This window comes from Kaistella sp. 97-N-M2 (assembly GCF_021513235.1).
Taxonomy (GTDB): Bacteria; Bacteroidota; Bacteroidia; order Flavobacteriales; family Weeksellaceae; genus Kaistella.
The window spans coordinates 2,132,718-2,156,640 of the sequence record NZ_CP090976.1 but is presented as its reverse complement, the minus strand read 5'-3'; the positions used below and the strand labels follow the sequence as shown (position 1 = coordinate 2,156,640).

The window sequence follows — 23,923 nt, the reverse complement described above, 5'->3', positions numbered from 1 at the left end:
TTTGCATTTTTAAAAATTATAGCTTAAACTTAAGCCTGCTTTGGAATTCTGATTTCCAAATTCATCATAAAGGAGCGCGGGCTGCAAAGCAAGGTCCGGATCTTTGCGTCCTTCATATAAATGCGCATCTACAACTGCATCAACGATATTTAAAATATAAACCAGACCTGTGACGGCAATGGCATAATCGCGTTGTCTTTTTGCGCGATCCTGCGTTCTGCCCAGTGCTTCGGCCGTAATTCCCGGAATATTCGAAAACTCATGAGTTTGACCATTTAACTGCGCAATAAAGGCGTTTCGGTAGCGCGTATACTGTTTCTGATTCCAAAGGGTGATCCCAACTCCCGTTCCTATTCCTCCAAGGACGATGGGGATTTTCCAGTATTTTTTGTTGTAATACTGCCCTAATCCGGGCAAAACTGCAGAATATAAACCGGCCTTCGTTGGATTAAATTTCATGACCTTCACCGGCGCGTTCGATTCCTGAATATCGGTAAGAACTTCAATTTCCGAGGGAGAAGATTTTGTAGAGACGGAATCTGTAGGATAATTTTCGACACGGATGGTATCGTTCGGATTAACCTGAGCGAAAGCTTTAACGGAGAAGATAACCAGAAAAATTAAAACAAGTTTCTTCATCTATTTAAAGTGTGACAAAATATTATCCAGTTCCTCTTCATTTTTGAAGTCGAGGACAATTTTCCCCTTTTTTCCGTTGGCCGCCGCTTTAATTTCTACTTTTACGGCCAGAATATCGGCAAGATTTTTTTCTGCTTTTTTAAAATGATTGGGAAGCGCCGGCTTTGATCTTTTTGCGACGGGCTCGGCATTTTTCAGCATATTAGACTGCTCTTCCGCCTGTCTGACACTTAAATTGTTTTTCAGAATAGTTTGGAAAAGTCCTTCCTGCAGGTCTTTTTCTTCAATACTTAAAATGGCTCTGCCGTGTCCTGCAGAAATTTCGCCACTTCTGATCGCGTTTTGCATATCCGGATTCAAGCGCAGCAAACGGATCGAATTGGTGATCGTGCTTCTTTCCTTACCGACCCGCTGACTTAAATTCTCCTGCGTCATGCCAATTTCTTCGAGCAATCTTTGGTAAGTGAGGGCGATTTCGATAGCATCCAAATCTTCTCTCTGAATGTTTTCTACCAAGGCCATTTCGAGCAATTCCTGATCATTAACCAACCGAATATACGCCGGGATGGTTTCCAATCCAGCGATTTTACTCGCGCGGAAACGCCGTTCACCAGAAATAATTTCGAATTTATCGGCGTCTTTCCGTAAAGTGATCGGTTGAATTACGCCAAGATTTTTGATGGACTGCGCCAAATCGGCGAGTGCTTTTTCGTCAAAATAAGTTCTCGGCTGCGTGGCGTTGGGATAAATATCCTCCAGGGCCACCTCAACAATATTTCCTACAAATTTGTCTGCTCCTTCATCGGTTGCGGAATTAACGGTGGCTTTGGATTCTGCACTCAGAATTGCACCCAAACCGCGTCCCATTGCTCTTTTCTTGTCTTTCATTTATGATAGATGATTGATGATCAATTCAATTGTTAATTCTTAACTAAATTTTCGTTTTTCAATAAAACCTCTTCCGCCAACTGAAGATACTGTATAGCGCCTTTGCTTTCTGCATCATAGTTTAAGATGCTTTCGCCAAAACTTGGAGCTTCACTTAAACGCACGTTTCTGCTGATAATTGTTTCGAAAACCATTTCGGGGAAATGCGAATTCACTTCTTCCACCACCTGATTTGACAGTCTTAAACGCGAATCAAACATGGTTAAAAGCAAACCTTCGATATCCAGATCTTTGTTATGAATCTTCTGAACATTTTTAATGGTGTTCAACAGTTTCCCCAAACCTTCGAGCGCAAAATACTCACACTGAATGGGAATAATAACAGAATCTGCCGCAGTTAAAGCATTGATGGTAATTAAACCTAAACTCGGTGCGCAGTCGATGATGATATAATCGTAGTCTTCCCGAATTGATTTTAAAGCTCTCTTCAACATATATTCGCGGTGTTCGCGGTCCACGAGTTCAATTTCCGCAGCAACGAGATCGATGTGAGAGGGAATAATATCCAAATTGGGAGACGCTGTTTTCTGCACACATTTTCGCGCATCGGCGCTATGTTCCAAAAGATTGTAAGTAGAAAAATTAGACTGTTCAATGCCCAAACCGGAGGTCGCATTCGCCTGCGGATCAGCATCAATCAACAAAATTTTCTTTTCCAAAACTCCCAGCGCGGCGGCTAAATTAACGGCAGTTGTTGTTTTACCAACTCCACCTTTTTGATTTGCAACCCCTATAACTTTAGCCATTCGTAACAATTTTAATCCTCAAAAATACACTTTTTTATCATTTTTTGCGGGTTGATAATGTTTCGCAATACGTTAAAGTACTGTTAATTAAATATTTGACCATAAAAAAAATTATCCACAAAACTATTTCTTTTGTGGATAACTGTTAAGAAAAAAATTTAAGGTCTATTTTTACTCAAACTGCATTGAAATGGGGAAATTAAAATAACTTCGTACGTTCTCGCCATTTAATTTGGCAGGCATCCATTTCCCTTTAATGTATTTCACCGTTTTCTCGGCTTCTCTGTTAAAACCCGCGTCGGGCCCGGTAGCGCTTATGCCTGAAATTGTTCCGTCTTTTTCGACGATAAAAGTAACGGTTGTTTTGATGATACCGCCAGATCCTTCGAACTTTCCGGCATCGAAATTCTGCACCACTTTATTTCTAAAAGCATCGATGCCGCCATTAAACTTCGCTTCAACATCCACCTTTGTACTTGGCGCATTACTAACCGGTTTCGGTGCGACAATTGGCGGAACGACCACCACGTTTTGGACAACCGGAGGCGAAATACTTATAGTTGGAGGCACGCCGTCAATATTTTCTACACCGATTTTAGCATCTTTCAAATCGCTTACGGAAGTTGCGGGGATTTCTCTTTTTGTGTCCCTGGTCGGCGTCGGCAATTCCAGGGTTACTGTTTGTTCGATCGTTTTTGGCGGAATTACCGGTGATACCGGTGGTTTTACATCATCGGGAATGTTATCCACGGGAGTGAGCGTATGACCATTGTTCTCCACAATTGGGGGTGCCGGCGTCGTGACGGAATTGATAAGAAGGGGAGTAATTGCGAAAGTCGCGAAGAATGCCACTCCTACAAGAAGTGCCTTGGTAAGCATATTACCTTCTTCGTTCCGCAAAACATAAGCTCCGTAACTTTTGTTACGGTTTTCAAAAACAACCTCATTAAAGAGGAAATCTTTGTCAAGGTTCATAAAATTTTTCATCACTTCAAGGGTTTATAAGGTTAAAAAATATGATAATTACCATTCTAACGGTTTATTTAATTTATTATTAAAGACTTATCAAATAACTCGCCATTTTTGTATCAAAATCAAAAGGATTATATTCTAATCATAGTAAAATTGTAATCCAATAATTTGACGATAGTAACATCAATAAACTTTTCAAAAAATTCCTAAAAGATATACCAGCTCAATACTTACGGTCAAGAGGTGTTTTACCGACGCGAAACTCCGTTAAATCACTTCGTATTTCAGTCTCTAGACACCTTAACTTTAGATGTTTAAAAAATTCTGAACGGAAAGCAATTGTTTTTTAAATTTAAAAACACCCTCATGATTACTTTAAAATACAGGGCAAAAGGACCAGAAGTTTATACTCTCTGCGAATTACTGCACAAACTGGGCTATCAAATCACAATTTCAGATTCGTTTACACTTGAAGTGGACGCGGCTGTAAAAGATTTTCAGAAAAATAATGCGCTGGTCGTAGATGGTGCCGTTGGGATGAAAACCTGGCAGGTTCTTTTGGATAAGAGCAAAAAAATATTCAATATTAACGACCGTTTTCTGTCGGAAGAAGATCTAAAAGACTTCGCGAAAAAATTTAATTTAGAACTTGCCGCCGTAAAAGCCATTAACGAGGTTGAAAGCTCGGGCAAAGGTTTTTTGATGGATGGCAAACCGAAGATTCTTTTTGAAGGTCATATTTTCTGGAATCAACTTCAAAAACGTGGCATCAATCCGGCCAGCTTACAAACGCCGCAAAACCGCAACGTTCTATATCCAAAATGGACAAAAACCTACTACCAGGGCGGCGTGAAGGAGTACGACCGTTTAAGTGAAGCCATCGCCATCAGTCCCAATCCGAAAGTAAAAGAAGCAGCGCGGGCTGCTGCTTCCTGGGGAAGTTTTCAAATTATGGGATTTCACGCTTTAAGTTTAGGTTATGCATCTGTACAGGATTTTGTAGACAAAATGTACATCCACGAACGAGAACATTTAAAAGCTTTTGGTAGGTTTTTGGAAGTGAATAACATTATGACTTCTCTTCGAAATAAGAACTGGGCAAAGGTCGCCGAAAAGTATAACGGTGCAGGTTACAAAGCCAACAAATACGATGTAAAACTAAAAACAGCTTACGAAAAATACGCCCGATAAGGAAAAAAAGCTGCGAACTATTCCCCAGCTTTCTGTAATGATTAAAATAATTCTTTCCGAATAATATTCTGACTGCGCTCCGGTCCTACGGAAACGAGATAAACATTTATCCCCAGATATTTCTCAATAAACTCAATATATTTTTTGGCGTTCACCGGCAGTTCTTCATAACTTCTAACTTCTGTTAGATCCTCATCCCAACCGTCCAATTCTTCATACATAGGCTCGTAATTATAAAGTTTAGTGGTCGAAGATGTAAAGTAGTCAATAATTTTTCCGTCTTCGGTTTTATATTTGGTGGCAATTTTTAAAGGAGAAATTCCCGATAAGACATCCAATTTTGTGATTACAAGATTATTAATGCCGTTGATCATCGTCGCATGTTTCAAAGAAACAAGATCGAGCCAGCCCGTTCTTCGCGGTCGCCCCGTGGTTGCGCCAAATTCAAACCCAATTTTCCTGATCTTTTCGCCAAGTTCATTATCGAGTTCCGTAGGAAATGGTCCTTCTCCCACTCTGGTTGTATATGCTTTTGCCACACCAATCAAATTTTGAAGACTTGTCGGCGGCACCCCTGCACCGGAACACACTCCGCCGGTTGTAGGCGAAGATGATGTTACGTAGGGATATGTTCCGAAATCAATATCCAGCATTGCAGCCTGTGCGCCCTCAAATAAAATATTTTTTCCGTCGTGGATGGCCTGGTTCAATTCAACTTCCGTATCAACGATGCGGTCCTGTAATTTTTGACCCAATTCTAAAAATTCATTATAAATTTCCTCAAACTCTAAAGTGGGCTTTTCAAAATATTTTTCGAAAAGCGAATTTTTAATTTTTAAATTTTTCTTAATCTTTTCCGCCAAAACTTCGGGATTTAGAAGATCGACCATTCGAATACCAACTCTTGCAATTTTGTCTTCGTAACAGGGTCCAATTCCTTTTTTTGTTGTTCCGATATGGGTTCCACCCTCTTCTTCTTCGCGGTACGTGTCGAGCAAAATATGGTAAGGCATAATAACGTGAGCTCTCCGGCTGATGAAAACGTGATCGCTGCGCATGCCTTTTTCTTCGATCTGCGAAATTTCTTTTAGAAAAGCTTTCGGATTTACCACCACGCCATTGGCAATAATGCATTTTCCTTTGCATTGCAGAACGCCGGAGGGAAGCAAGTGTAGAACAAATTTTTCTTCGCCTGCGTACACGGTGTGCCCCGCATTATCGCCGCCCTGAAAACGAACAACGTAATCGGATTTCGCCGACAAAACATCTGTTATTTTTCCTTTGCCCTCATCACCATACTGAAGACCAACAACCACATAAGTCGCCATATTTTTACTTTTTTTAGATTTCTACAAAAGTAAGGTATTAAAAGTTTTGCGCAAAAATTTGTCTTAAAATTGTCGGCTTTTTTATCTTCAAACGGGCTTTGAAGGGGCTAAAAATTTAAATTCAAAAAAATCCCTTAAAAAACCTTAAATTTGCACTTTCTAAAATTATCTATGGAATCTATTCAAGTTCACGACAAAACATTCGTTCCGTATCTAAAAGATGCAGAAATTCAAGAGATCGTAAAAGCAACAGCATTAAAAATATACGAAGATTACAAAGATGAGACCCCCATTTTTGTGGGCGTTTTAAATGGTGTAATTATGTTTTTTGCCGACCTCCTAAAACACTATCCCGGTAAATGCGAAATCGCTTTTATTCAAATGAGTTCTTATTCTGGTACCCAAACCACGGGGATCGTTTATCAAAAAATGGAACTTACGAAGGACATTAAAGACCGCCACATTATCCTCGTAGAAGATATTGTAGATACGGGAAATACCGTGGAAAGTCTTTTTCAGTATTTTAAAGAAACCCAGAGACCAAAATCGGTAAAGCTGGCTTCATTCCTTTTAAAACCTGATGTTTACAAGAAGGATTTTAAGCTGGATTATATCGGAAAAGAAATTCCGAACAAATTTGTTTTGGGTTATGGTTTAGATTATGATGAACTGGGCAGAAATCTGAAAGATTTGTATCAACTGGAAGACGGGCGTATTAATGAATAGTAATTTTATTGAAGAGAAATAAAAAATTTCCTTCGAATTTCAAATCTCATAAAATGATAAACATTGTTCTATTTGGTCCGCCGGGAAGCGGAAAAGGAACTCAGGCACAAAATTTAATTGAAAAATTTAATTTAAAGCAAATTTCCACCGGCGACCTGTTCCGTTATAATATAAAAAATGACACGGACCTCGGCAGACTCGCAAAATCGTACATCGACAAAGGCGATCTGGTGCCGGATCAGGTAACCACCGATATGTTAACCGACGAAGTTAAAAGAAATGCGGATGCCAATGGTTTTATTTTCGACGGTTATCCCCGTACGGTTAATCAAACGGAAGCCCTGGAGCAAATTGTACAAGAAGTTTTAAACAGTAAAATTTCACTCTGCCTTTCCCTGGTTGTGGAGGACGAAATTTTGGTCGGGCGGCTTTTAAAAAGAGGCGAAACAAGCGGAAGAACCGACGATTCCAACGAAGAAATTATAAGAAACCGAATTAAAGAATATTACGCGAAAACCGCCGAAGTTGCAGAGTTGTACAAACAGCACGGAATTTATGTGGAAGTAAACGGGGTCGGCGCGATTGAAGAAATTTCTGAAAAACTATTTGCAGAAGTAGAAAAAATTAAATAATTTTTTCTTTTTTTAAATTTAAAGTTCAAAAATTAAGGTTAGAACTTTGAATACAAAACATTAAACCTTGAACATTATATTATGTCCAATTTCGTAGATTACGTAAAAATTCATTGTAAATCCGGTCATGGTGGCGCAGGTTCTGCCCATCTTCGCCGTGAAAAATACATTCCCAAAGGTGGTCCGGATGGTGGCGATGGCGGTCGTGGCGGTCACGTTATCATGAGGGGAAACGCTCACGAATGGACGCTTTTACCTTTGCGGTTTACCCGTCACATTAAAGCCGAAAGAGGTCAAAACGGAATGAAAAATCAGTTGACCGGTGCCTATGGCGAAGATGTTTACATTGATGTACCGTTGGGAACCATCGCGAAAAATGAAGAAGGCGAAATTATTGCCGAAATTTTGGAACATGGCCAGGAAATCATCTTAAAAGAAGGCGGAAAAGGCGGAAAAGGAAACGAACATTTCAAATCTCCGACCAACCAAACCCCGCGTTACGCGCAACCGGGAATGGACGGCGAAGAAGGTTTCGTTATTTTCGAACTGAAACTTTTGGCAGATGTTGGTTTGGTTGGATTTCCGAATGCCGGAAAATCGACGCTTTTAGCCGCAGTTTCTGCCGCAAAGCCCAAGATTGCGAACTACGCTTTTACCACTTTAACACCGAATCTGGGAATTGTAGATTACAGAAACTACAAATCTTTTGTAATGGCAGATATCCCCGGAATCATCGAAGGTGCGGCGGAAGGAAAAGGTTTGGGACATCGTTTTTTACGACATATTGAAAGAAATTCGATCCTTTTGTTTTTAATTCCGGCAGATTCTGAAAGCCATTTTGAGGAATTCAAGATCCTGGAAAATGAATTGAAAGAATACAATCCGGAATTGATGGATAAAGACTTTTTAATTTCAATATCAAAGGCTGATTTGCTGGATGCAGAATTGCGCGAGGAAATTGCGAAAGAATTCCCCGAAAACCGCCAGCCGATTTTCTTTTCCGGCGTTACGCAGGAAGGTTTAGTAGAACTGAAAGATGCAATTTGGAAAAAACTTCACGGTGAAGGGCAAAACCTGTAGAAAGTTTTAGTAGTTTAGATTAATGAAAAAAATACTTTTACTCCTTCCGGTTTTACTTTTTTTGAATTTAAATGCACAGACTGAATTTGGCATTAAAGCAGGTTATAACCTTTCTAAGATGAAATGGGACATTTCCGGTTTTGATGACTACCAATTCAAGTCGAAATCATTTTTTTACGCCGGCGCTTTAGCAGAACATCATTTGTCGGATAAATTTTCGCTTCAGGCCGAACTGCTTTACACCGAATTGGGCGGAAGAAGCATGGCGGAAGAAATTACCGATGTTGTCGGGAACGAAGTAATTGTGGTGGGCACTAACGCCACTACATTCACTACTTCACAGCTTCAGCTACCGGTCTCGGCAAAATATTATGTAGCGCCGAAATTTTCTTTCTCAGGCGGACTTAATTTTGGAATTAATGTTTCGTCCAAAGTAGAAAATACTTTTAATTCTGAAATAACACCCAATGGTAAAACCAACCTGTTTAAAACCCTAAATATTTTTCCGTTTTTGGGCACCGAATATCAGTTTGACGACCACTTCTTCGTTGATGCGCGATACCATTTCAATTTCTTTAATGCCGCGATCGACAATGCGCCGCCTACGAAAATTGGTTTTGTGCAGGCCGGTTTGGGCTACCGCTTTAAATAAGTTTTGGCGTAATAGTTGAAGGTTGACGATTAAATTTAAAACATGAAATATTTAATCACTCTTTTCGTATCCATCTTCCTGATTTCCTGCACCACTCAAAATTCTTCAAAATATACGCAAATTCAGTATGAAGCCGGCGCGTGCTTTGGATTTTGTCCTATTTTTAAAATGACGATTAATCCGGACAGAACTGCGGTAATTGAAGCCGAACATTTTACCTTCTCTAATGAGCGTTCAAAAGATGTATTTTCCCAGCCCAAAGAAGGAACCTTTACCGCCACCATCAAACAAAGCGATTTCGACAAAATGATCGCGTTGCTGGAGGACGCCGATTTAAAATCTCTGAAAAACGAGTATAAAAACAGAAATGTGTCCGATCTTCCCACTGCGTATTTACGGATCAAGTTTGCAGATGGAACGTCAAAAAACATTGAAGATTACGGCAAAAACGGAACCCCGAAGCTAAAGTTAATCTATAACTTTATGGAGGATTTAAGGATGAATCAAACCTGGGAAAAGATAAATAAGTAATTTTATTTCCGTTAAAAACTTCCTGTTTCTCAGAATTCTTTTACATTTACCTACTAATTCCCCCGGGAGGTTTTGTCCCATGCAAGCATAAAAAAAACGAGGCAATATGAAAACTTTGGCTGTTGAAAAACCCATTCATAAAAAACTTAACGAGTTACAATCGACGGCGATTTGCGGAAATGACATCAGTTCTTCGTGCCTCTACGTTTCCGCGCTGACCATTATGTATGCGGGACAATATGCATGGCTCTCTTTACTTGTGGTGGCTGTTGTGCTATTTTTGTTCAGAAGAATCTATGGCGAAGTAGTTGGCGCTCTGCCTTTGAATGGAGGCGCTTATAATGTTTTGCTGAATACATCATCGAAAAGAACTGCTTCAATCGCGGCGACACTCACCGTTTTATCCTACATGGCAACCGCCGTTATTTCCGCCAGCGAAGCGATGCATTACCTGCACAACCTTCTGCCCTGGCTTAACGTGATTATTGCGACCGTATTCGTCCTTTTGATTTTTACATTGCTTACCATATCCGGCATTGGCGAATCGGCTAACGTTGCGGTAGTTATTTTTCTAATTCATCTTGTTTCGCTGACGCTTTTGGTAATCGCGGGAATCTGGTTTATTACCACTCATGGCTTCGACACTTTTCACCTCAACTGGAATACGCCGCTAAAATCCGGCGGCATAATTACAGCTTTATTTCTGGGATTTTCGGCGGCGATGTTAGGAATTTCGGGATTCGAAAGTTCTGCGAATTTTGTAGAAGAGCAGGAACAGGGCGTTTTTCGAAAAACCCTGAGAAATATGTGGGGAATTGTAAGTTTCTTTAATCCTATGCTCGCTTTGATCATCATTTTTGTACTGCCGTTATCTACGGTGGGCGAAAATCAAACTTCTTTACTCGCCTATCTGGGCGAAATTACCGGCGGAAAATGGCTGGCGTATTTTATTTCCGTTGATGCGGTGCTGGTGCTTTGCGGTGCGGTCTTGACCTCGTTTGTCGGCGTTTCCGGTCTTGTTAACCGAATGACACTGGACCGGATTTTACCAAACTATTTTCTGCAGCAAAATAAAAAAGGATCGCACTACCGAATTGCCATTGCATTTTTTATTCTTTGTATTTCTGTACTTTTTGTTACGCTGGGCGACCTCACGTCGTTAGCCGGTGTTTATACCTTCTCTTTCCTCTCCGTGATGGCGCTTTTCGGCATTGGTAATTTACTTTTAAAAATAAAACGCCGAAAACTACCACGCCCTGTTCGGGCTTCTATTCTGTCCGTTCTTGTTGCCGTATCATTTATTGTTATCGCATTTTGGGGAAATGTGGTTTTAAACCGCAATGCGTTTTTTACTTTTCTTAAATATCTTTTCCCGGCATTACTGGTAGTTGTTATCATGTTAAACCGTATTAAAATCATCAAAGGAATTATTGCACTGCTCGAAAATATTTATAATCCGTTCCGCGGATTTGTCATCAGCAGCAATAAAAAACTTCACCGTCTTCACCGCCGCATCAATGCGCAGGAATTTGTGTTCTTCACGAAAAAAGATAATGTCGCCATTTTAAATAAAGTAATGCAATACGTGGAGGATAACGAAACCACGCGCAGACTGAAAATTGTGAATGTGATGAAAGAAGGCGAAAACAATGACGAACTGAAAATCGATCTGCGTGTATTGGACCGTGCGTATCCGGACATCGACATTGAATTTGTAGAAATCATCGGAGATTTTACACCGGAACTTATTGAGGAACTCTCGCAGAAATGGAACATTCCGAAAAACTTTATGTTTATCGCCTCGCCCAGCAACCGTTTCAGTTATCGGGTCGCAGAATTGGGCGGCGTGCGTTTGATTATGTAACAGCGTGACTGATTTAACATGCATTAAACTTCCTGTTACCGCAGGATTTCCAGTCGCTTTTCACTAAATTTGGCTCTTATAATTTTTTTTAATGAATAATATTTTCAATCTCCACAACGGTGAAGAAGAGAAAGCGAAGGTTTTGGCCACGGTTAGAAGCAATATATCGTTCAGCGGGTCCAATCTCTGGATTTTGGCGTGCGCCATTATGGTGGCTTCAATCGGTTTAAATGTGAATTCGACCGCCGTCGTTATTGGTGCAATGCTTATTTCACCGCTCATGGGACCAATCGTGGGCGCCGGTTTTGCGCTGGGAATGTTCGACTTTCAGCTGTTGCGCAAATCATTAAAAAATCTTTTGCTCTCCACCGTCGTCGGATTGCTCGTTTCGTTTTTATACTTTTTTTTAAGCCCCTACAAAGAATCCCATTCCGAAATCATTTCGCGGACCGCGCCAAATATATATGATGTGTTGATTGCATTTTTCGGTGGTCTCGTTGGTGTAATTGCCGTAACACGCGTAGAAAAAGGAAATCCGATTCCGGGAGTTGCCATCGCAACGGCTTTGATGCCACCGCTTTGTACAGCGGGTTTCGGATTGGCTACAGGAAATTTTGCCTACTTTGGCGGCGCCATGTTCCTCTATACCATCAATTGTGTTTTTATCTGCATCGCTACCTATATTATCGTTAAATTTCTAAAATATCCCGCCGTCGAATTTGTGGACAAGAAAAAATCAGATAAAATAAGGATCTGGATTACGGTGATTATCGCTTTAATGATCATCCCAAGTATATTCTTTGCGTACCGTTTTATCACGCAGCAAAATTACGAACAGAAAGTCTCCACATTTCTCTCCCGGGAGTTCGAAGACAAAGGCAACACCATCGTTTACAAAAAAACCACCTACTCCACCAATCCGAAGCAGATAGAACTCGCCTTCCTGACGCGTAAATTTTCTGCGGCGCAAATAAAAGAAGTCAACGACCGGCTTAAAAATTACAAAATTGAAGGTACGCAGGTCATCATTCGGCAAGACAGTGCTTTCTTAGCCAATGCTACCACAAAAAATTTACAGACCAATGAAGTAACCGATCAAACAAACGCTATTATAGCTGAGCTGAACAATCAGGTTAAAAAATATTCCTTTGAAACGCAGAATCTCTTCCCGGAAGCGAAGTCTATTTTGCCCGAAATTACAACCTTATCCGTTGCAAAACAGGAAGTTTTCAACACCACAGATTCCACCAGGATTATTCCGGTTGCGTTATACGAAGCTGAAAAACCCCTCACGTTACAGCAAACGGCAACGCTGCGAAACTGGCTGAAAGTGAAGCTGAAGGTAGACACTTTAGAAATTTATAAAAGATAATCGATGCCCTCTTATTACTATATTATCATTTTAATATCTCTGGCCGCATTTTTTGCGTACATCAATCAGCGGTTCATCAAACTGCCTTTTGTTATCGGCTTATTTTTCCTGTCTTCCTTATTTTCGCTCTTCGCGCTGGGCATAAAATCGACTTACAGCCTGCCTTTTGACCAAATCCGGGACTTGGTCATCAATACCGACATCAGCAAGTCGGTGCTTAATATTTTCCTTGGATTTTTACTTTTCGCCGGATCCATGCATACGAACTGGTTTACACTGAAGAAATATTTGAAAGACATTTCTGTTCTGGCCTTGGGCGGCGTTATTTTTTCGACGATTTTTGTCGCCGTTGCATTTTATTATGTGTCGCACTGGTTGGGTTTGGAAGTGCCGTTTTTATACTGTCTCATCTTTGGAGCGCTCATTTCGCCGACAGATCCGATTGCAGTATTAAGCATTTTAAAAGCCGCCAAAGTGCCGGAAAAGATCGAAGTAACGTTAGTTGGCGAATCTCTTTTTAATGATGGCGTGGGTGTTGTAATTTTTATTGCGCTTACACAAATGCTTTCTGCAGGTGTTGTTGAATTTGATTTCCCCCACTTTGGTTTCCTCTTTCTACAGGAAGCCGGCGGCGGAATTACGTTCGGTTTGGTTTTAGGTTATATTTTACATTATCTCCTGAAAACGATCGATCATTATGAAACCGAAGTTCTGCTAACCCTTGCTTTTGTGATGCTGGGCTATTTTATTTCCGCGCAGATTCATATTTCCGGGGCTTTAGCTATGGTTATTATGGGTTTAATGGTGGGCAATTTCCGCAAAGTGGAAGCCATGAGTACGAACACGGAAGAATACGTGGCAAAATTTTGGGAACTGCTCGAGATCATTCTCAATGCATTATTATTTTTGATGATTGCTTTGGTGCTTGTGGTGCTGGATTTCAATTTAAAATACATGATTCTCGGCGTTCTGACGATTGTAATTTTGATGGCTTCGCGTTATTTTACGGTGAATATTCCGCGGAAACTGTCGTTAACCATTTTAAAAATTGAAAAAGCCGAATCCCGAATCATTATTTTCGGCGGACTTCGCGGCGGACTTTCCCTCGCGCTCGTAATGGCGCTACCCGCCTCTGAAACAAAGGATATTTTAATGATTGTGACGTATATTTGTGTGGCTTTCAGCATCTTAATTCAGGGGACCACCATTGGCGGACTTTCGAAAAGACTTTTGAAAAAGTAAATCATCGGGTTCGATTGGTACCACTCTTTTCGTCCTGTCCCCAATAATCGGTGGTTTTTGCGGGAAATAAACTATCTTTGCACCATATTCAGCGGCATTCTTAAGCCATTTCAGTAATTCATTTTTACTAAAATAGAAAATCATTACCTCTACAGGGTTTGCGTTTTCAAGCCAAAAATGTAGAAGTAAAACACTTCGTCCGCAATCATTTTAAATACATAAAATATTGTTATTTACAGACTTAAAATTAATTAAGCCCATCCTCGATGCGCTTATAACAGAAGGTTACACGCAACCAACACCCATTCAGGAAAAAGCAATCCCAAACATTTTACAGGGCCGGGATCTCCTCGGAACGGCACAAACCGGCACCGGAAAAACTGCTGCATTTGCGATTCCTATCCTCCAAAATTTAGCAGAAAAGAACTCCAGAAACAATAACATCAAGGTCTTGGTTTTAACGCCAACCCGCGAATTAGCCATTCAGATCGAAGAAAGTTTCAACGCGTACGGCAGAAACCTGAACCTTCGAAACCTCGTCGTGTTTGGTGGCGTAAAACAGGCTGCACAGGAAAAAGCCTTGAGAAGAGGCGTTGATATTTTAGTGGCAACACCCGGAAGACTCCTCGATTTTATTTCGCAGCGAATCGTTTCGCTTCAAAACCTCGAAGTTTTTGTGTTGGACGAAGCCGACAGAATGCTCGATATGGGTTTTGTGCACGATGTGAAAAAGATCATCAAATTATTGCCGCCGAAAAGACAAACCCTTTTCTTTTCTGCCACGTTCCCGGACGAGATCAGCAAGCTGGCAAACTCGATGCTTACAAATCCCGTAAAGGTTGAAGTAGCGCCCGTTTCGGCCACTGCCGACACCATTAACCAAAAAGTATATTTCGTCGATAAAGACGACAAGTTAGATCTGTTGACGCATATTTTACAAAACGACATCAAGGAATCCGTTCTGGTTTTTTCCCGGACAAAACATGGTGCCGACAAAATTGCAAGAAAACTGCAGAGTCATAAAATTTCTGCGGAAGCCATCCACGGAAATAAATCTCAGAACCAAAGACAGAACGCTCTAAGCAACTTTAAATCGGGGAAAACGCGAATTTTAGTTGCTACCGATATTGCCGCAAGAGGAATCGATATCGACGAGTTAAAATACGTTTTAAATTTTGAATTGTCCGATGTTTCTGAAACCTACGTGCACCGGATTGGAAGAACCGGAAGAGCCGGCTCCGAAGGAAGTTCCATTTCTTTTGTTGATGGTTTAGATCTTGTGAATTTAAAAAGCACAGAAAAACTCATCGGCAAGAAAATTCCGGTAGAACGCGATCATCCTTACCACACCGATAATCTGGTGGTGCAAAAAAGAGATTCGAATAACAAATCTTTTACACCACGCCCGAGACAGCAAGGCAAAGAAAACGTGGGCAGTAAAAAACCCAATAACAAAAGCAATTTTTCACGACATAAATAGGGAGAATTTCAGAATACAAAAAACCGCGGAAATTACTTATCGCGGTTTTTTTATGTTATGAAATCACTTCCAAGAAAATAAGCGGTTGGCATTTTCGGTCGTGATCCGGTCGATTTCCGAAAAATCTTTGCCGTAAATATTAACGAGTTTGCCCACAACGAGATCAAGATAAGAACTTTCGTTTCTTTTTCCGCGGTGCGGAACGGGTGCAAGATATGGCGAATCGGTTTCCAAAACGATGTTGTCTAAAGGAATTTCGTGTAAAAACTGATCGATCTTTCCATTTTTAAAGGTGACAACTCCGCCGATGCCCAGCATAAAGTTAAGATCAAGCGCGCGTTTCGCCTGCTCCAGATTCCCGGAAAAGCAGTGGAAAATCCCGCGCAGTTTGGGATGTTTTTTCCGTTCCAAAACTTCAAAAGTTTCGTCGAAACTTTCGCGCGTGTGAATGACGATGGGCAGATCTTTCTCGAGGGCCCAGTCGATTTGTTGCTCAAAGGCTTTTACCTGAATATCCAAAGTTGTTTTGTCCCAATACAGGTCGATACCGATTTCTCCAATCGCGGGAAACGGCCTTTCATTTAAATGTTTTTCCACCAACTTAAGCTCTGCTTGCCAGGTTTCGGGCTTTACATAACACGGATGAAGTCCCATCATGGAAAAAATCTGCGCAGGATATTCGGTTTCCAAAGCGAGCATTTTGTCGTGCGTTTCGGAATTGATCGCGGGAAGATAAAACCTGGATATGCCTTTATTTAAAGCTCTTTCGATCATTTCTGTGCGGTCGTTATCGAATTCTTCGGAATACAGATGCGTGTGCGTGTCGATCATATTTTGGATGTTTGATAGATGATGGAGGACAGATTATATATATATGACAGATCTTCGGAGAAAAACAGTCCTGCAGCCCGACCTGAGCGGAGCTCTTTTTGGGAATCCCGAAAATTCGGGAGGCCCAAAAAAGCGGGAGCGGAGGGCGGATAAGCTCCCCAAATAGAACTAAAATATTTTATGTTTCACCTTCGACTGCTGTGCCGCAATGCGCCTTTTTAAGTTTTCCAGAAATTCTTCGTACTTCGGGTTCTTTTCATCGGACGTTTTGTGCTCCAGGGATTTTGCAATTTTAAAGTTTTCTTCGATAAAATCCAGGGTTTCCGGCGAAAAATAGGCGCGGCCGAATTTCTCCCAAATATAGTTGACGGCCTGTTTGTTCGGATGAATGAGATCGTCTTTGTAAAAACGATAGTCGCGCAGATCATCCATCAAAATCTCGTACGCAGGCAGATAGCGGCAGTTTTCGAACTGCGGAATAATTTCGTGCAGCGCGTTGATGAGGCGGGATTTGCTCAGCGTGTTTTCGATGATGCCGTCTTTGGTGTGGCGAACGGGCGAAACGGTGAATAAAATCTGAACATTCTCTTTGCAGATATCTTTCAAAGTAGAAACGGTTTCGTAAATCGAATCGGTGAGTTCCAGAGGCGTGAGCAGTCTTTTTTGGAAAAATTTTCCGGGAATTTTATGACAGTTGGAAACGAGTTTTTTCTTCGGCAAAAATTCATAAATAAAGGACGTGCCGTAAGTGATCAAAACCCAATTGGTCTTTTGCAGAAACTGATTTCCGCTTTCGATGTTGGCATTGATTTTATCTAAAGTCTGATGCAAAAACCGCGAGTTGAAGGAGGAATGATGATCCAGAGAAATCACCTCGCCTGCGTAACTTATTAAATCGTCTTCTTCGTAATACGCCGCATTGTGCAGTCTTTTAAGGGCCTTGTTGAGAGAAAACGGATTGAAAAGTGTGCCGAAAGGATTGTTCTGAACCTGAATCTGGCCGGTTTTCAGCAGATCCGACATTTCCGTGGAAAAGCAGGAACCGAGGGAAAAAACGTGGTCTTCACGGTCGATTTTTAGGTCGGAATTTTGAATCTCAACTTCTGTGCGAAATTTCATAATGTTGGTCGAAAGGTTTGTTGTAGATTAATTTTAGCTTTCCCGGCGTAAAAGATAGTTTGCCAGTTCGATAAATGGCTTTTTCTTTTCGTCCGGAACATTTATTTTTCTGAGGTAATCCTGCGCGATCTCGTTGTGTTTTTGAATGAGATGCAGCGCTTTTTCGTCGACTTTGGTCAGGCGGAAAATCTTTTCGACGCTGTAAATCTTATCGACATTGTCGGTTTTTTTGGAATACCAGTAATCGAGTTCTTTTCGCTCTTCGTCGGAGGCGTGTTTGCGCGCCAAAAGATAAAGGACGGTTTTTTTGTTTTCGTAAATATCACCGGCATGTTTTTTCCCGAACTGTTCCTGATTTCCGAAAACGTCCAGATAATCATCCATAATCTGGAAGGCGATACCGATGTGTTTTCCAAAATTAAAAATGGCTTTGGCATCTTTAAACGGCGCACCGGCGATCAGTGCGCCGATCTCGAAGGAGGAAGCGCTCAGCACACCGGTCTTGTACGTGATCATGCGGATATAATCATCGTATGTAACGTTTTCCAGTGTTTCGAAATTGATATCGTACTGCTGGCCTTCGCAAAGTAAAAGTCCGGTATGCGTAAAAACGCGGACGCAGGCTTTGAAAAGTTCCGGCTCCAGATCCTCGAAAAATTTATAAGCCTTGATGAGCAGCGCATCGCCGGAAAGAATTCCGACATTAATTCCGTGTAAAGTATGGATCGTCGGTTTGTTACGCCGCAACGGCGCCTCGTCCATAATATCATCATGAATCAGCGTAAAATTGTGAAAAAATTCTATGGCTAAAGCAGGTTTGATGGCTTTTTTCTGGTCACCGCCGAACATATCGCTGGCCATTAGGACCATGATGGGCCGAAGTCTTTTGCCACCGTGGGAAATAATGTAGTTCATGGGGTCGTAAAGCTCTGCGGGCTTATCTTTGAACCTGTATTTTTCGATTGCATTGGCAACGATCTCCTGATATTCGTCTAAAAACTGCATAAAATTTCTGTTTAGGCAAAAATACGATTTAAAAATGTGGTCTGCCAAAAAAGATCGCTATTTGGAGTGACTTTGAGAGTGCATTTTTATAGATTATGCAGATATTACTACCTAAATTTAGGGTCATCCTTTAATATCTCGACTTGGTTATTGATTTAAAATCACCGTTTATAGAAATATTTTTTCATGAACTCCTCATGAACTAGCCATGAAGTATCTATGAAGTATCCGTGAAGCCTCTATGAACTTGACCCGTCCTGAAATAACTATTGACCCGTCCTAAAATAACTATGAAGATTAATAGATAAATCCTGATATAACTATACAAAACTTATTAATTGCGAAGTTTCGGGACAAGACGGCTTTATTTGCTTCAGCTATTTTATCATTTGTAATGCAATGGACTATACTAAGTGATCAGTTTTCTAAAATAGATTTATTTTCAAAAAGTTGATCTATTTTGACTTCCCACGCTCTTTGGTACGTTTCCTACATATATATTGTCGGCAAGACTGGTATAAATGGGAAAATATCCTTTTAATAAACTTCGGATCGAAGAAAGATTAGGATATTTCACAATTAGAAAGTATTGCCGAAGAAGTGTTTTTTTTCCTCCTATCTATATTGTCACATCAATCGAGACATTATGGTTAGAACTATAAAAAGGAATATTCTCGTGCGAAAGGCGAAATACTTAGAGATGTTAACTATTCATCAACTTCATGTTATCTTAACGCTCGAAAATATAAGGGATCTGCAGAGAATTGCCTGGACTTACAAATGAATTCTAACTATCATCTTAAAGGCGAACATGAATATATACAATAGATCATGAGAAAATGAGATAGTAGCAATGAGAGAATTTCGGAACAGCAGTATCTATTTCGTGTTCATTACGGCCTCTAATCTGGCCATCATTTTGTCCTTCTCTTTCAACATTCTTTCGTACAACTCAATTTTTTGGTCGTGTAATTGAATCAATTTATCAATTGGATTTACATTGATTGTGGCAGTATTGCCAGTATTTAAAAACGCACCATTATCAAATGTATTCGAAATAATATTTATTGCCTGGTCTTCATCGAAATTCTGGAAAGCTTCTACGGGTAATTTTAGAACTTTCGATATTTTCTGAACGTATCAATGACTTGATGCCATACCTTCCTGTTTTAGAGCAACTTTTTGTGAAGAAGAATAACAAAAGCTTTTATCTCCTGAAGGTATTGGAGAAAGCAAAAATTGAAGATGATGAAAGTATTCTAAATTATGAGCTGTATACCGCCATTTTCGAAACTGAAGTGAAACTTTATGGGTTGGTAACTGAAAGTTTGCGAGCGATTCAATTAAGTTTGAAACACGAAAAAGAAAGTGCGGTTATTCCGTCAGTTGAAGAAACGCCTTCGGAAAAGATTTTTTCGGAAGTGTTAGCAAGCATTATCGAACGGGCAAAGCCAGAAGAAATTTATCATTATTGTACGACAATCCAGGAGCAGCAAACGGTATTTTATCTTTTGCTGGTAGGCAATCAATTAGGGACTGAATTACTGAATCGTATTCAACAATCTGTTTCAGACCAAACGGAAGCGAGATGTATCGTCGTATTAATTGGTCATAGCAGAAGCTGGATTCAAGATCACATTTATTTATGGCAGGGGTTTTTTGAAAAAATAATGACATCAGAACATAGGGTTTATTTTTCTAGACCTTATCACCCTACCATCCATTGGGAAAAACCTTACACTCCGTACTATCCAGACGTGGATCTGTACTACCGAGCCGCGAAACTCACCGCCGACCAGTTTATGAACTTGCGGAAAAATTACGAGACAGATAATTATGAAGGCTGTTATCCAATCTTCGCAATCGCATTTTGCAGAATTTTGCGGGTCTATATTTCTCGCTCATTGGTTTATATGCCGAACTATCTTGCGCCGAAAACTCTCTGGAAACTTTGCATTTATGCGGAACCGCAGCTAGAAAAGATGGAATATCTCTTTGACAAGATCTCAAAAGACCGCTTTTTTCTGAACGTGGCTCACTATTTAAGATTTAACGATCACCTGTGGTACGGCTCCGTAGAACAAGTGCAGGCAATGGAAGAACTTTTATTAAACTTGATGGAAAAAACTGAAATTCTAATTTCGCAGTCCTAAACATCGTCAATCTTCCTAATGAGAAGATTACTCATAAATTGAAAATTAAATATTATTAACAATTAATAATATTATTAAAATGAATTATCTATATCAATTGTTCCATTTGCACTTACAATCACCAGAATAGTACCGCACTTGCCAATCTATTTAAATTTATCAAGCCAAATACGGGAATAATTCTTATTGAGTCAAAAACAAGAGATATTTATTTTTCATATTTTTGCAAATTCTAATAATATATATGAAAAAGATTAAAAATATTTTTTTTCTTACTATCATTGCTCTTTTGGCTTTCTCTTGTAAACCCAAAGAGAACATGGTATATATGGAAAATCAAAACCATAGCGCGGAGGCGGAAGTAAAGCAGGCCATTTTTGAAGGTACGCATTTGCAGACGGGAGATCTTTTGGATATAAAGGTAGCGGCTTTTGATGACAATGCCGTACGTCCCTTTAATCTTGCGACCATGACGCAGGCCGGAAACAGCGCAGAAGTTGTACAAAGTCAGTCAACTCAAAGCGGTCCGGTAGGATATCTTGTAAGCAATGAAGGATACATTATTTTTCCTGTTCTGGGAAAATTGTATGTTCAAGACATGACCCTTTCGCAATTACGCGAAGATCTGGAGAGACGTTTACTGGAATATTTAACCGATCCTATGGTTTCTGTGCGCCAGTTAAATTTTAACATTACGGTTTTAGGTGAAGTGAAAAACCCCGGGCAATACACCAGCGCCTCCGATAAAGTAACCTTACTGCAGGCCCTCGGTATGGCGGGAGATATGACGGACAACGGAGATCGTACGAAAGTGAAGCTTGTACGCCATGAAAATGGTACCGATAATACTTACGTCGTTGATTTCACCCAAAAAAACATTACCTCTTCGCCCTATTATTATTTGCAGCAAAACGACGTGCTTTACGTGGAACCTGACGAAAATAAAAAAATTATTGCGGGTACCAATCCTAACCGTAACCTTATTTTCTCTATTATCGGAAGCGGGGTTGCCATTATTTCAATCCTTATAAGTACTTTAAAATAATATGGACGAATTTACTGAACAGGAAGACCAATCCTCCTTTGATTTGCAGGCGGAACTGCATAAATATTTCAAAAAATGGCCCTGGTTTCTACTTTCCCTGCTTATAGCGGTGCTGATGGCGTGGCTATACCTGCGTTACACACCGAAAGAATATTCGACAAGCGCTTCAGTCCTCATTTCGACGGGAGATACAAAAAACAGTTCCATCAGTATGGAAGACTTCTCCAATCTTTCTCTGGGAGGAAGTATTGGCGCAAATAATCTTCAGGATGAGATTGCGATTATGAAGTCCAAACCTATTCTCTACAATTTGGTTAAAAAACTTAATCTTGATTTTCAGGTAGCGAATGAAGGCAGAGTGATTACAACCACTGTTTACGACGAAAACCCCATCTTTGGAAATCTGGAAATCCTGGATATAAAAAAATACCGGTCACAGTCCTTTATTTTATCGCCACTTAATGAGGTAAGTTTCAACTTACGCCAGGAAGACGGCCCGGAAAAAAAATATAAATTCGGACAGCAGATCCAAATTAAAAATGCCGTTTTCACGGTTTATCGCCGGCCGATGACGAAACTGAAGAATCCCCTGAAGATAAATCTTCTCCGCCCGGATGAAGTAGTGAATAAACTCGAGCAAAACATTATCGCACAACAGGATTCCAAAAACAAATCGAGCATCATCACACTGACGCTGGTTGGTAAAATCCCGCAAAAATCTGAAAATATTTTAAACGAGTTGATCAAGGAATATAACATTGATGCGATTGACAACAAAAATTTAGAGTCTCAAAATACAGGTAAATTTATTGACGGACGGCTGGATCTTATTACCAAAGAATTAGGAAATATAGAAGATCAAAAAGCCACCTTTAAGCGAAATAATCAAATCACCGATCTGGTGACGCAGGCGCAGTTATCCGTAGAAAACGCCAACGAGGCGACGAAAAAAATAATGGATGTCGGGACGCAGCTGGAAATGGTGAACTCTGTTTTAAGCTACGCCGGGTCTGCCAATAACGAACAGCTTTTACCAAGCAATCTGGGGATGCCGTCTGGTTTAGATAATGTCATCAACGAATACAATCAACTGGTTTTAACCAGAAATAAAACCTTAAAGCAAGCAACCAACAGTAATCCGGCGGTTATTCAGTTCAACAGAGACATTTCTTCGATGCGCAGTTTGATCAAAGAAAATTTACAAAAGTCCCGGGCTTCACTTCAGTCCCAAATAGCATCGTTGCAAAATGAAGTCAATCAAAATAAAACGGCGGTTGCTAAATTTCCGGGTCAGGAAAAAATCTTTAGAACAATCGACCGTCAGCAGAATATCAAAGAGGCACTTTACTTATTCCTCCTTCAAAAACGGGAAGAAACTTCGATCTCTCTGGCCGTTACTACGCCAAAAGCGCGCGTGGTGAACCCCGCCTACAGTCTGACAAACCCTGTAGCACCCCAAGGTTCCAAAATTTATCTGATTGCTTTGGTCTTAGGTTTAGCACTGCCCTTCTTAGTGTTTTACGTTTATTTCTTTTTTGATTCAAAAATATCGAATAAGGGAGACGTCGCCAGAGTTCTTCCTAATGTTCCATTGCTGGCAGAAGTGCCTACCGCAGATAAAGAAGCCGGTGATCTCATCTCGAAAAATGATTTATCCATCTATGCGGAATCTTTTAGAATCCTCAATACGAACGTCAAATTCATACTCGGTAAAATAAAGGGCCGTGCTCCCGTCATTTTATTCACCTCCTCGGTAAAAGGGGAAGGTAAAACGACGGTATCTATTAATTCTGCTTTAAGTTTGAGCTCCAATAAAAAAGTAGTTTTAATCGGTGCCGATTTACGGAATCCCCAGTTGAAAAGATATGTTCCTTCCAGTGCGGTAGGACTTGCTGATTTTTTAGCTGATTCCGAAATCAATATCGAAGATATCATTACAAGTTCAGGCCTAAGTCAAAATCTGGATATTATTGATTCCGGGACCATTCCGCCCAACCCCACCGATTTATTGGAAGATCCCAGACTTAAATTATTACTTGATGATTTGGTTACGCGTTATGATTACGTACTAATCGATTCGGCCCCAATGATGATGGTGAGCGACAGCTTCCACATTTTAGCGCTTTCCGACATGCTGGTTTACGTTGTCCGTGCGAAATACACGGAGAAAAATCTGTTGAAATATGCGAAAATAGTCGCAGCCGACGAAAACGTGGCAAAAATGGGAATTGCACTGAATGATGTGCAGAAGGATGATTTGCGCTACGGGTACGGCGGCAAATACGGTTACGGCTACTACACCGAGGAGAAAAAAAGTTTTTGGAACCGTCTTCGCAACCGATTTTAATTTGTAATACCGATCATAAG

Annotated in this window: 21 protein-coding genes and 1 pseudogene; 13 read left to right on the top strand and 9 right to left on the bottom strand. The window is 40.5% G+C overall.

From position 1 onward, the window contains the following. Window positions 1–9: 9 nt before the first annotated feature. The 4 genes from L0B70_RS10020 to L0B70_RS10005 all read right to left on the bottom strand — a co-directional run bounded on the left by L0B70_RS10020 (window position 10) and on the right by L0B70_RS10005 (window position 3,308). Window positions 10–639 (bottom strand): DUF5683 domain-containing protein, encoded by a 630-nt coding sequence (locus L0B70_RS10020; protein ID WP_235141663.1) that lies wholly within the window; start codon window positions 637–639, stop codon window positions 10–12. After that, window positions 640–1,527 (bottom strand): ParB/RepB/Spo0J family partition protein, encoded by an 888-nt coding sequence (locus L0B70_RS10015; RefSeq protein ID WP_235141662.1) that lies wholly within the window; start codon window positions 1,525–1,527, stop codon window positions 640–642. A gap of 32 nt (window positions 1,528–1,559) precedes the next feature. Then, the gene (locus L0B70_RS10010) at window positions 1,560–2,333 is read right to left on the bottom strand and encodes a ParA family protein (RefSeq protein WP_235141661.1); all 774 of its coding nucleotides are present in this window, start codon (window positions 2,331–2,333) and stop codon (window positions 1,560–1,562) included. Between the two features lie 171 nt (window positions 2,334–2,504). Continuing rightward, on the bottom strand, window positions 2,505–3,308 hold the full coding sequence (locus L0B70_RS10005) for an energy transducer TonB (RefSeq protein WP_235141660.1): 804 nt from the start codon (window positions 3,306–3,308) through the stop codon (window positions 2,505–2,507). A gap of 363 nt (window positions 3,309–3,671) precedes the next feature. On the opposite strand from L0B70_RS10005, the gene L0B70_RS10000 reads away from it, so the two are divergent. Next, window positions 3,672–4,496 carry an N-acetylmuramidase family protein gene (locus L0B70_RS10000; protein ID WP_235141659.1) on the top strand — a complete coding sequence of 275 codons (825 nt, stop codon included), beginning with the start codon at window positions 3,672–3,674 and terminating at the stop codon, window positions 4,494–4,496. 41 nt (window positions 4,497–4,537) lie between these two features. Here L0B70_RS10000 and L0B70_RS09995 read toward each other — a convergent pair whose 3' ends face one another. Beyond that, window positions 4,538–5,824 (bottom strand): adenylosuccinate synthase, encoded by a 1,287-nt coding sequence (locus L0B70_RS09995; protein ID WP_235141658.1) that lies wholly within the window; start codon window positions 5,822–5,824, stop codon window positions 4,538–4,540. Between the two features lie 171 nt (window positions 5,825–5,995). Here L0B70_RS09995 and hpt point away from each other — a divergent pair, with 171 nt between their 5' ends. The 9 genes from hpt (at window position 5,996) to L0B70_RS09950 (ending at window position 15,403) form a co-directional block, all read left to right on the top strand. After that, window positions 5,996–6,550, top strand: a complete 555-nt coding sequence (hpt, locus tag L0B70_RS09990; protein WP_235141657.1) for a hypoxanthine phosphoribosyltransferase — start codon at window positions 5,996–5,998, stop codon at window positions 6,548–6,550. Between the two features lie 53 nt (window positions 6,551–6,603). Continuing rightward, window positions 6,604–7,182, top strand: a complete 579-nt coding sequence (locus L0B70_RS09985) for an adenylate kinase (protein ID WP_235141656.1) — start codon at window positions 6,604–6,606, stop codon at window positions 7,180–7,182. An 81-nt stretch (window positions 7,183–7,263) separates the two neighbouring features. Then, window positions 7,264–8,262 (top strand): GTPase ObgE, encoded by a 999-nt coding sequence (obgE, locus tag L0B70_RS09980; RefSeq protein ID WP_235141655.1) that lies wholly within the window; start codon window positions 7,264–7,266, stop codon window positions 8,260–8,262. A 22-nt stretch (window positions 8,263–8,284) separates the two neighbouring features. Beyond that, window positions 8,285–8,914, top strand: a complete 630-nt coding sequence (locus L0B70_RS09975) for a porin family protein (protein ID WP_235141654.1) — start codon at window positions 8,285–8,287, stop codon at window positions 8,912–8,914. 42 nt (window positions 8,915–8,956) lie between these two features. Further along, a complete protein-coding gene (locus L0B70_RS09970) occupies window positions 8,957–9,445 on the top strand; it encodes a DUF6438 domain-containing protein (RefSeq protein WP_235141653.1) in 489 nt (162 codons plus the stop codon). A gap of 106 nt (window positions 9,446–9,551) precedes the next feature. Further along, entirely contained in the window at window positions 9,552–11,309 is a 1,758-nt protein-coding gene (locus L0B70_RS09965) for an APC family permease (RefSeq protein WP_235141652.1), read from the top strand. Window positions 11,310–11,400: 91 nt separating this feature from the next. Continuing rightward, entirely contained in the window at window positions 11,401–12,681 is a 1,281-nt protein-coding gene (locus L0B70_RS09960) for a DUF389 domain-containing protein (RefSeq protein ID WP_235141651.1), read from the top strand. A gap of 3 nt (window positions 12,682–12,684) precedes the next feature. After that, a complete protein-coding gene (locus L0B70_RS09955) occupies window positions 12,685–13,923 on the top strand; it encodes a sodium:proton antiporter (RefSeq protein ID WP_235141650.1) in 1,239 nt (412 codons plus the stop codon). A gap of 226 nt (window positions 13,924–14,149) precedes the next feature. After that, window positions 14,150–15,403, top strand: a complete 1,254-nt coding sequence (locus tag L0B70_RS09950; RefSeq protein WP_235141649.1) for a DEAD/DEAH box helicase — start codon at window positions 14,150–14,152, stop codon at window positions 15,401–15,403. A 63-nt stretch (window positions 15,404–15,466) separates the two neighbouring features. Here L0B70_RS09950 and L0B70_RS09945 read toward each other — a convergent pair whose 3' ends face one another. The 4 genes and pseudogenes from L0B70_RS09945 to L0B70_RS13540 all read right to left on the bottom strand — a co-directional run. Then, entirely contained in the window at window positions 15,467–16,234 is a 768-nt protein-coding gene (locus tag L0B70_RS09945; protein WP_235141648.1) for a TatD family hydrolase, read from the bottom strand. Window positions 16,235–16,402: 168 nt separating this feature from the next. Further along, window positions 16,403–17,353: a GSCFA domain-containing protein gene (locus L0B70_RS09940; protein ID WP_235141647.1), complete on the bottom strand. Its 951-nt coding sequence runs from the start codon at window positions 17,351–17,353 to the stop codon at window positions 16,403–16,405. Window positions 17,354–17,386: 33 nt separating this feature from the next. Next, window positions 17,387–18,358 carry a polyprenyl synthetase family protein gene (locus tag L0B70_RS09935; RefSeq protein ID WP_235141646.1) on the bottom strand — a complete coding sequence of 324 codons (972 nt, stop codon included), beginning with the start codon at window positions 18,356–18,358 and terminating at the stop codon, window positions 17,387–17,389. An 879-nt stretch (window positions 18,359–19,237) separates the two neighbouring features. After that, window positions 19,238–19,495: pseudogene (locus tag L0B70_RS13540) on the bottom strand (XRE family transcriptional regulator); the annotation flags it as partial. Between L0B70_RS13540 and L0B70_RS09930 the strand changes: the two are divergent. The 3 genes from L0B70_RS09930 (at window position 19,426) to L0B70_RS09920 (ending at window position 23,903) form a co-directional block, all read left to right on the top strand. Next, window positions 19,426–20,511 carry a hypothetical protein gene (locus L0B70_RS09930; protein WP_235141645.1) on the top strand — a complete coding sequence of 362 codons (1,086 nt, stop codon included), beginning with the start codon at window positions 19,426–19,428 and terminating at the stop codon, window positions 20,509–20,511. The pseudogene L0B70_RS13540 and the gene L0B70_RS09930 overlap by 70 nt on opposite strands. 328 nt (window positions 20,512–20,839) lie before the next feature. Continuing rightward, window positions 20,840–21,556 carry a polysaccharide biosynthesis/export family protein gene (locus L0B70_RS09925; RefSeq protein ID WP_235141644.1) on the top strand — a complete coding sequence of 239 codons (717 nt, stop codon included), beginning with the start codon at window positions 20,840–20,842 and terminating at the stop codon, window positions 21,554–21,556. Window position 21,557: 1 nt separating this feature from the next. Further along, on the top strand, window positions 21,558–23,903 hold the full coding sequence (locus L0B70_RS09920; RefSeq protein ID WP_235141643.1) for a tyrosine-protein kinase domain-containing protein: 2,346 nt from the start codon (window positions 21,558–21,560) through the stop codon (window positions 23,901–23,903). Window positions 23,904–23,923 lie beyond the last annotated feature (20 nt).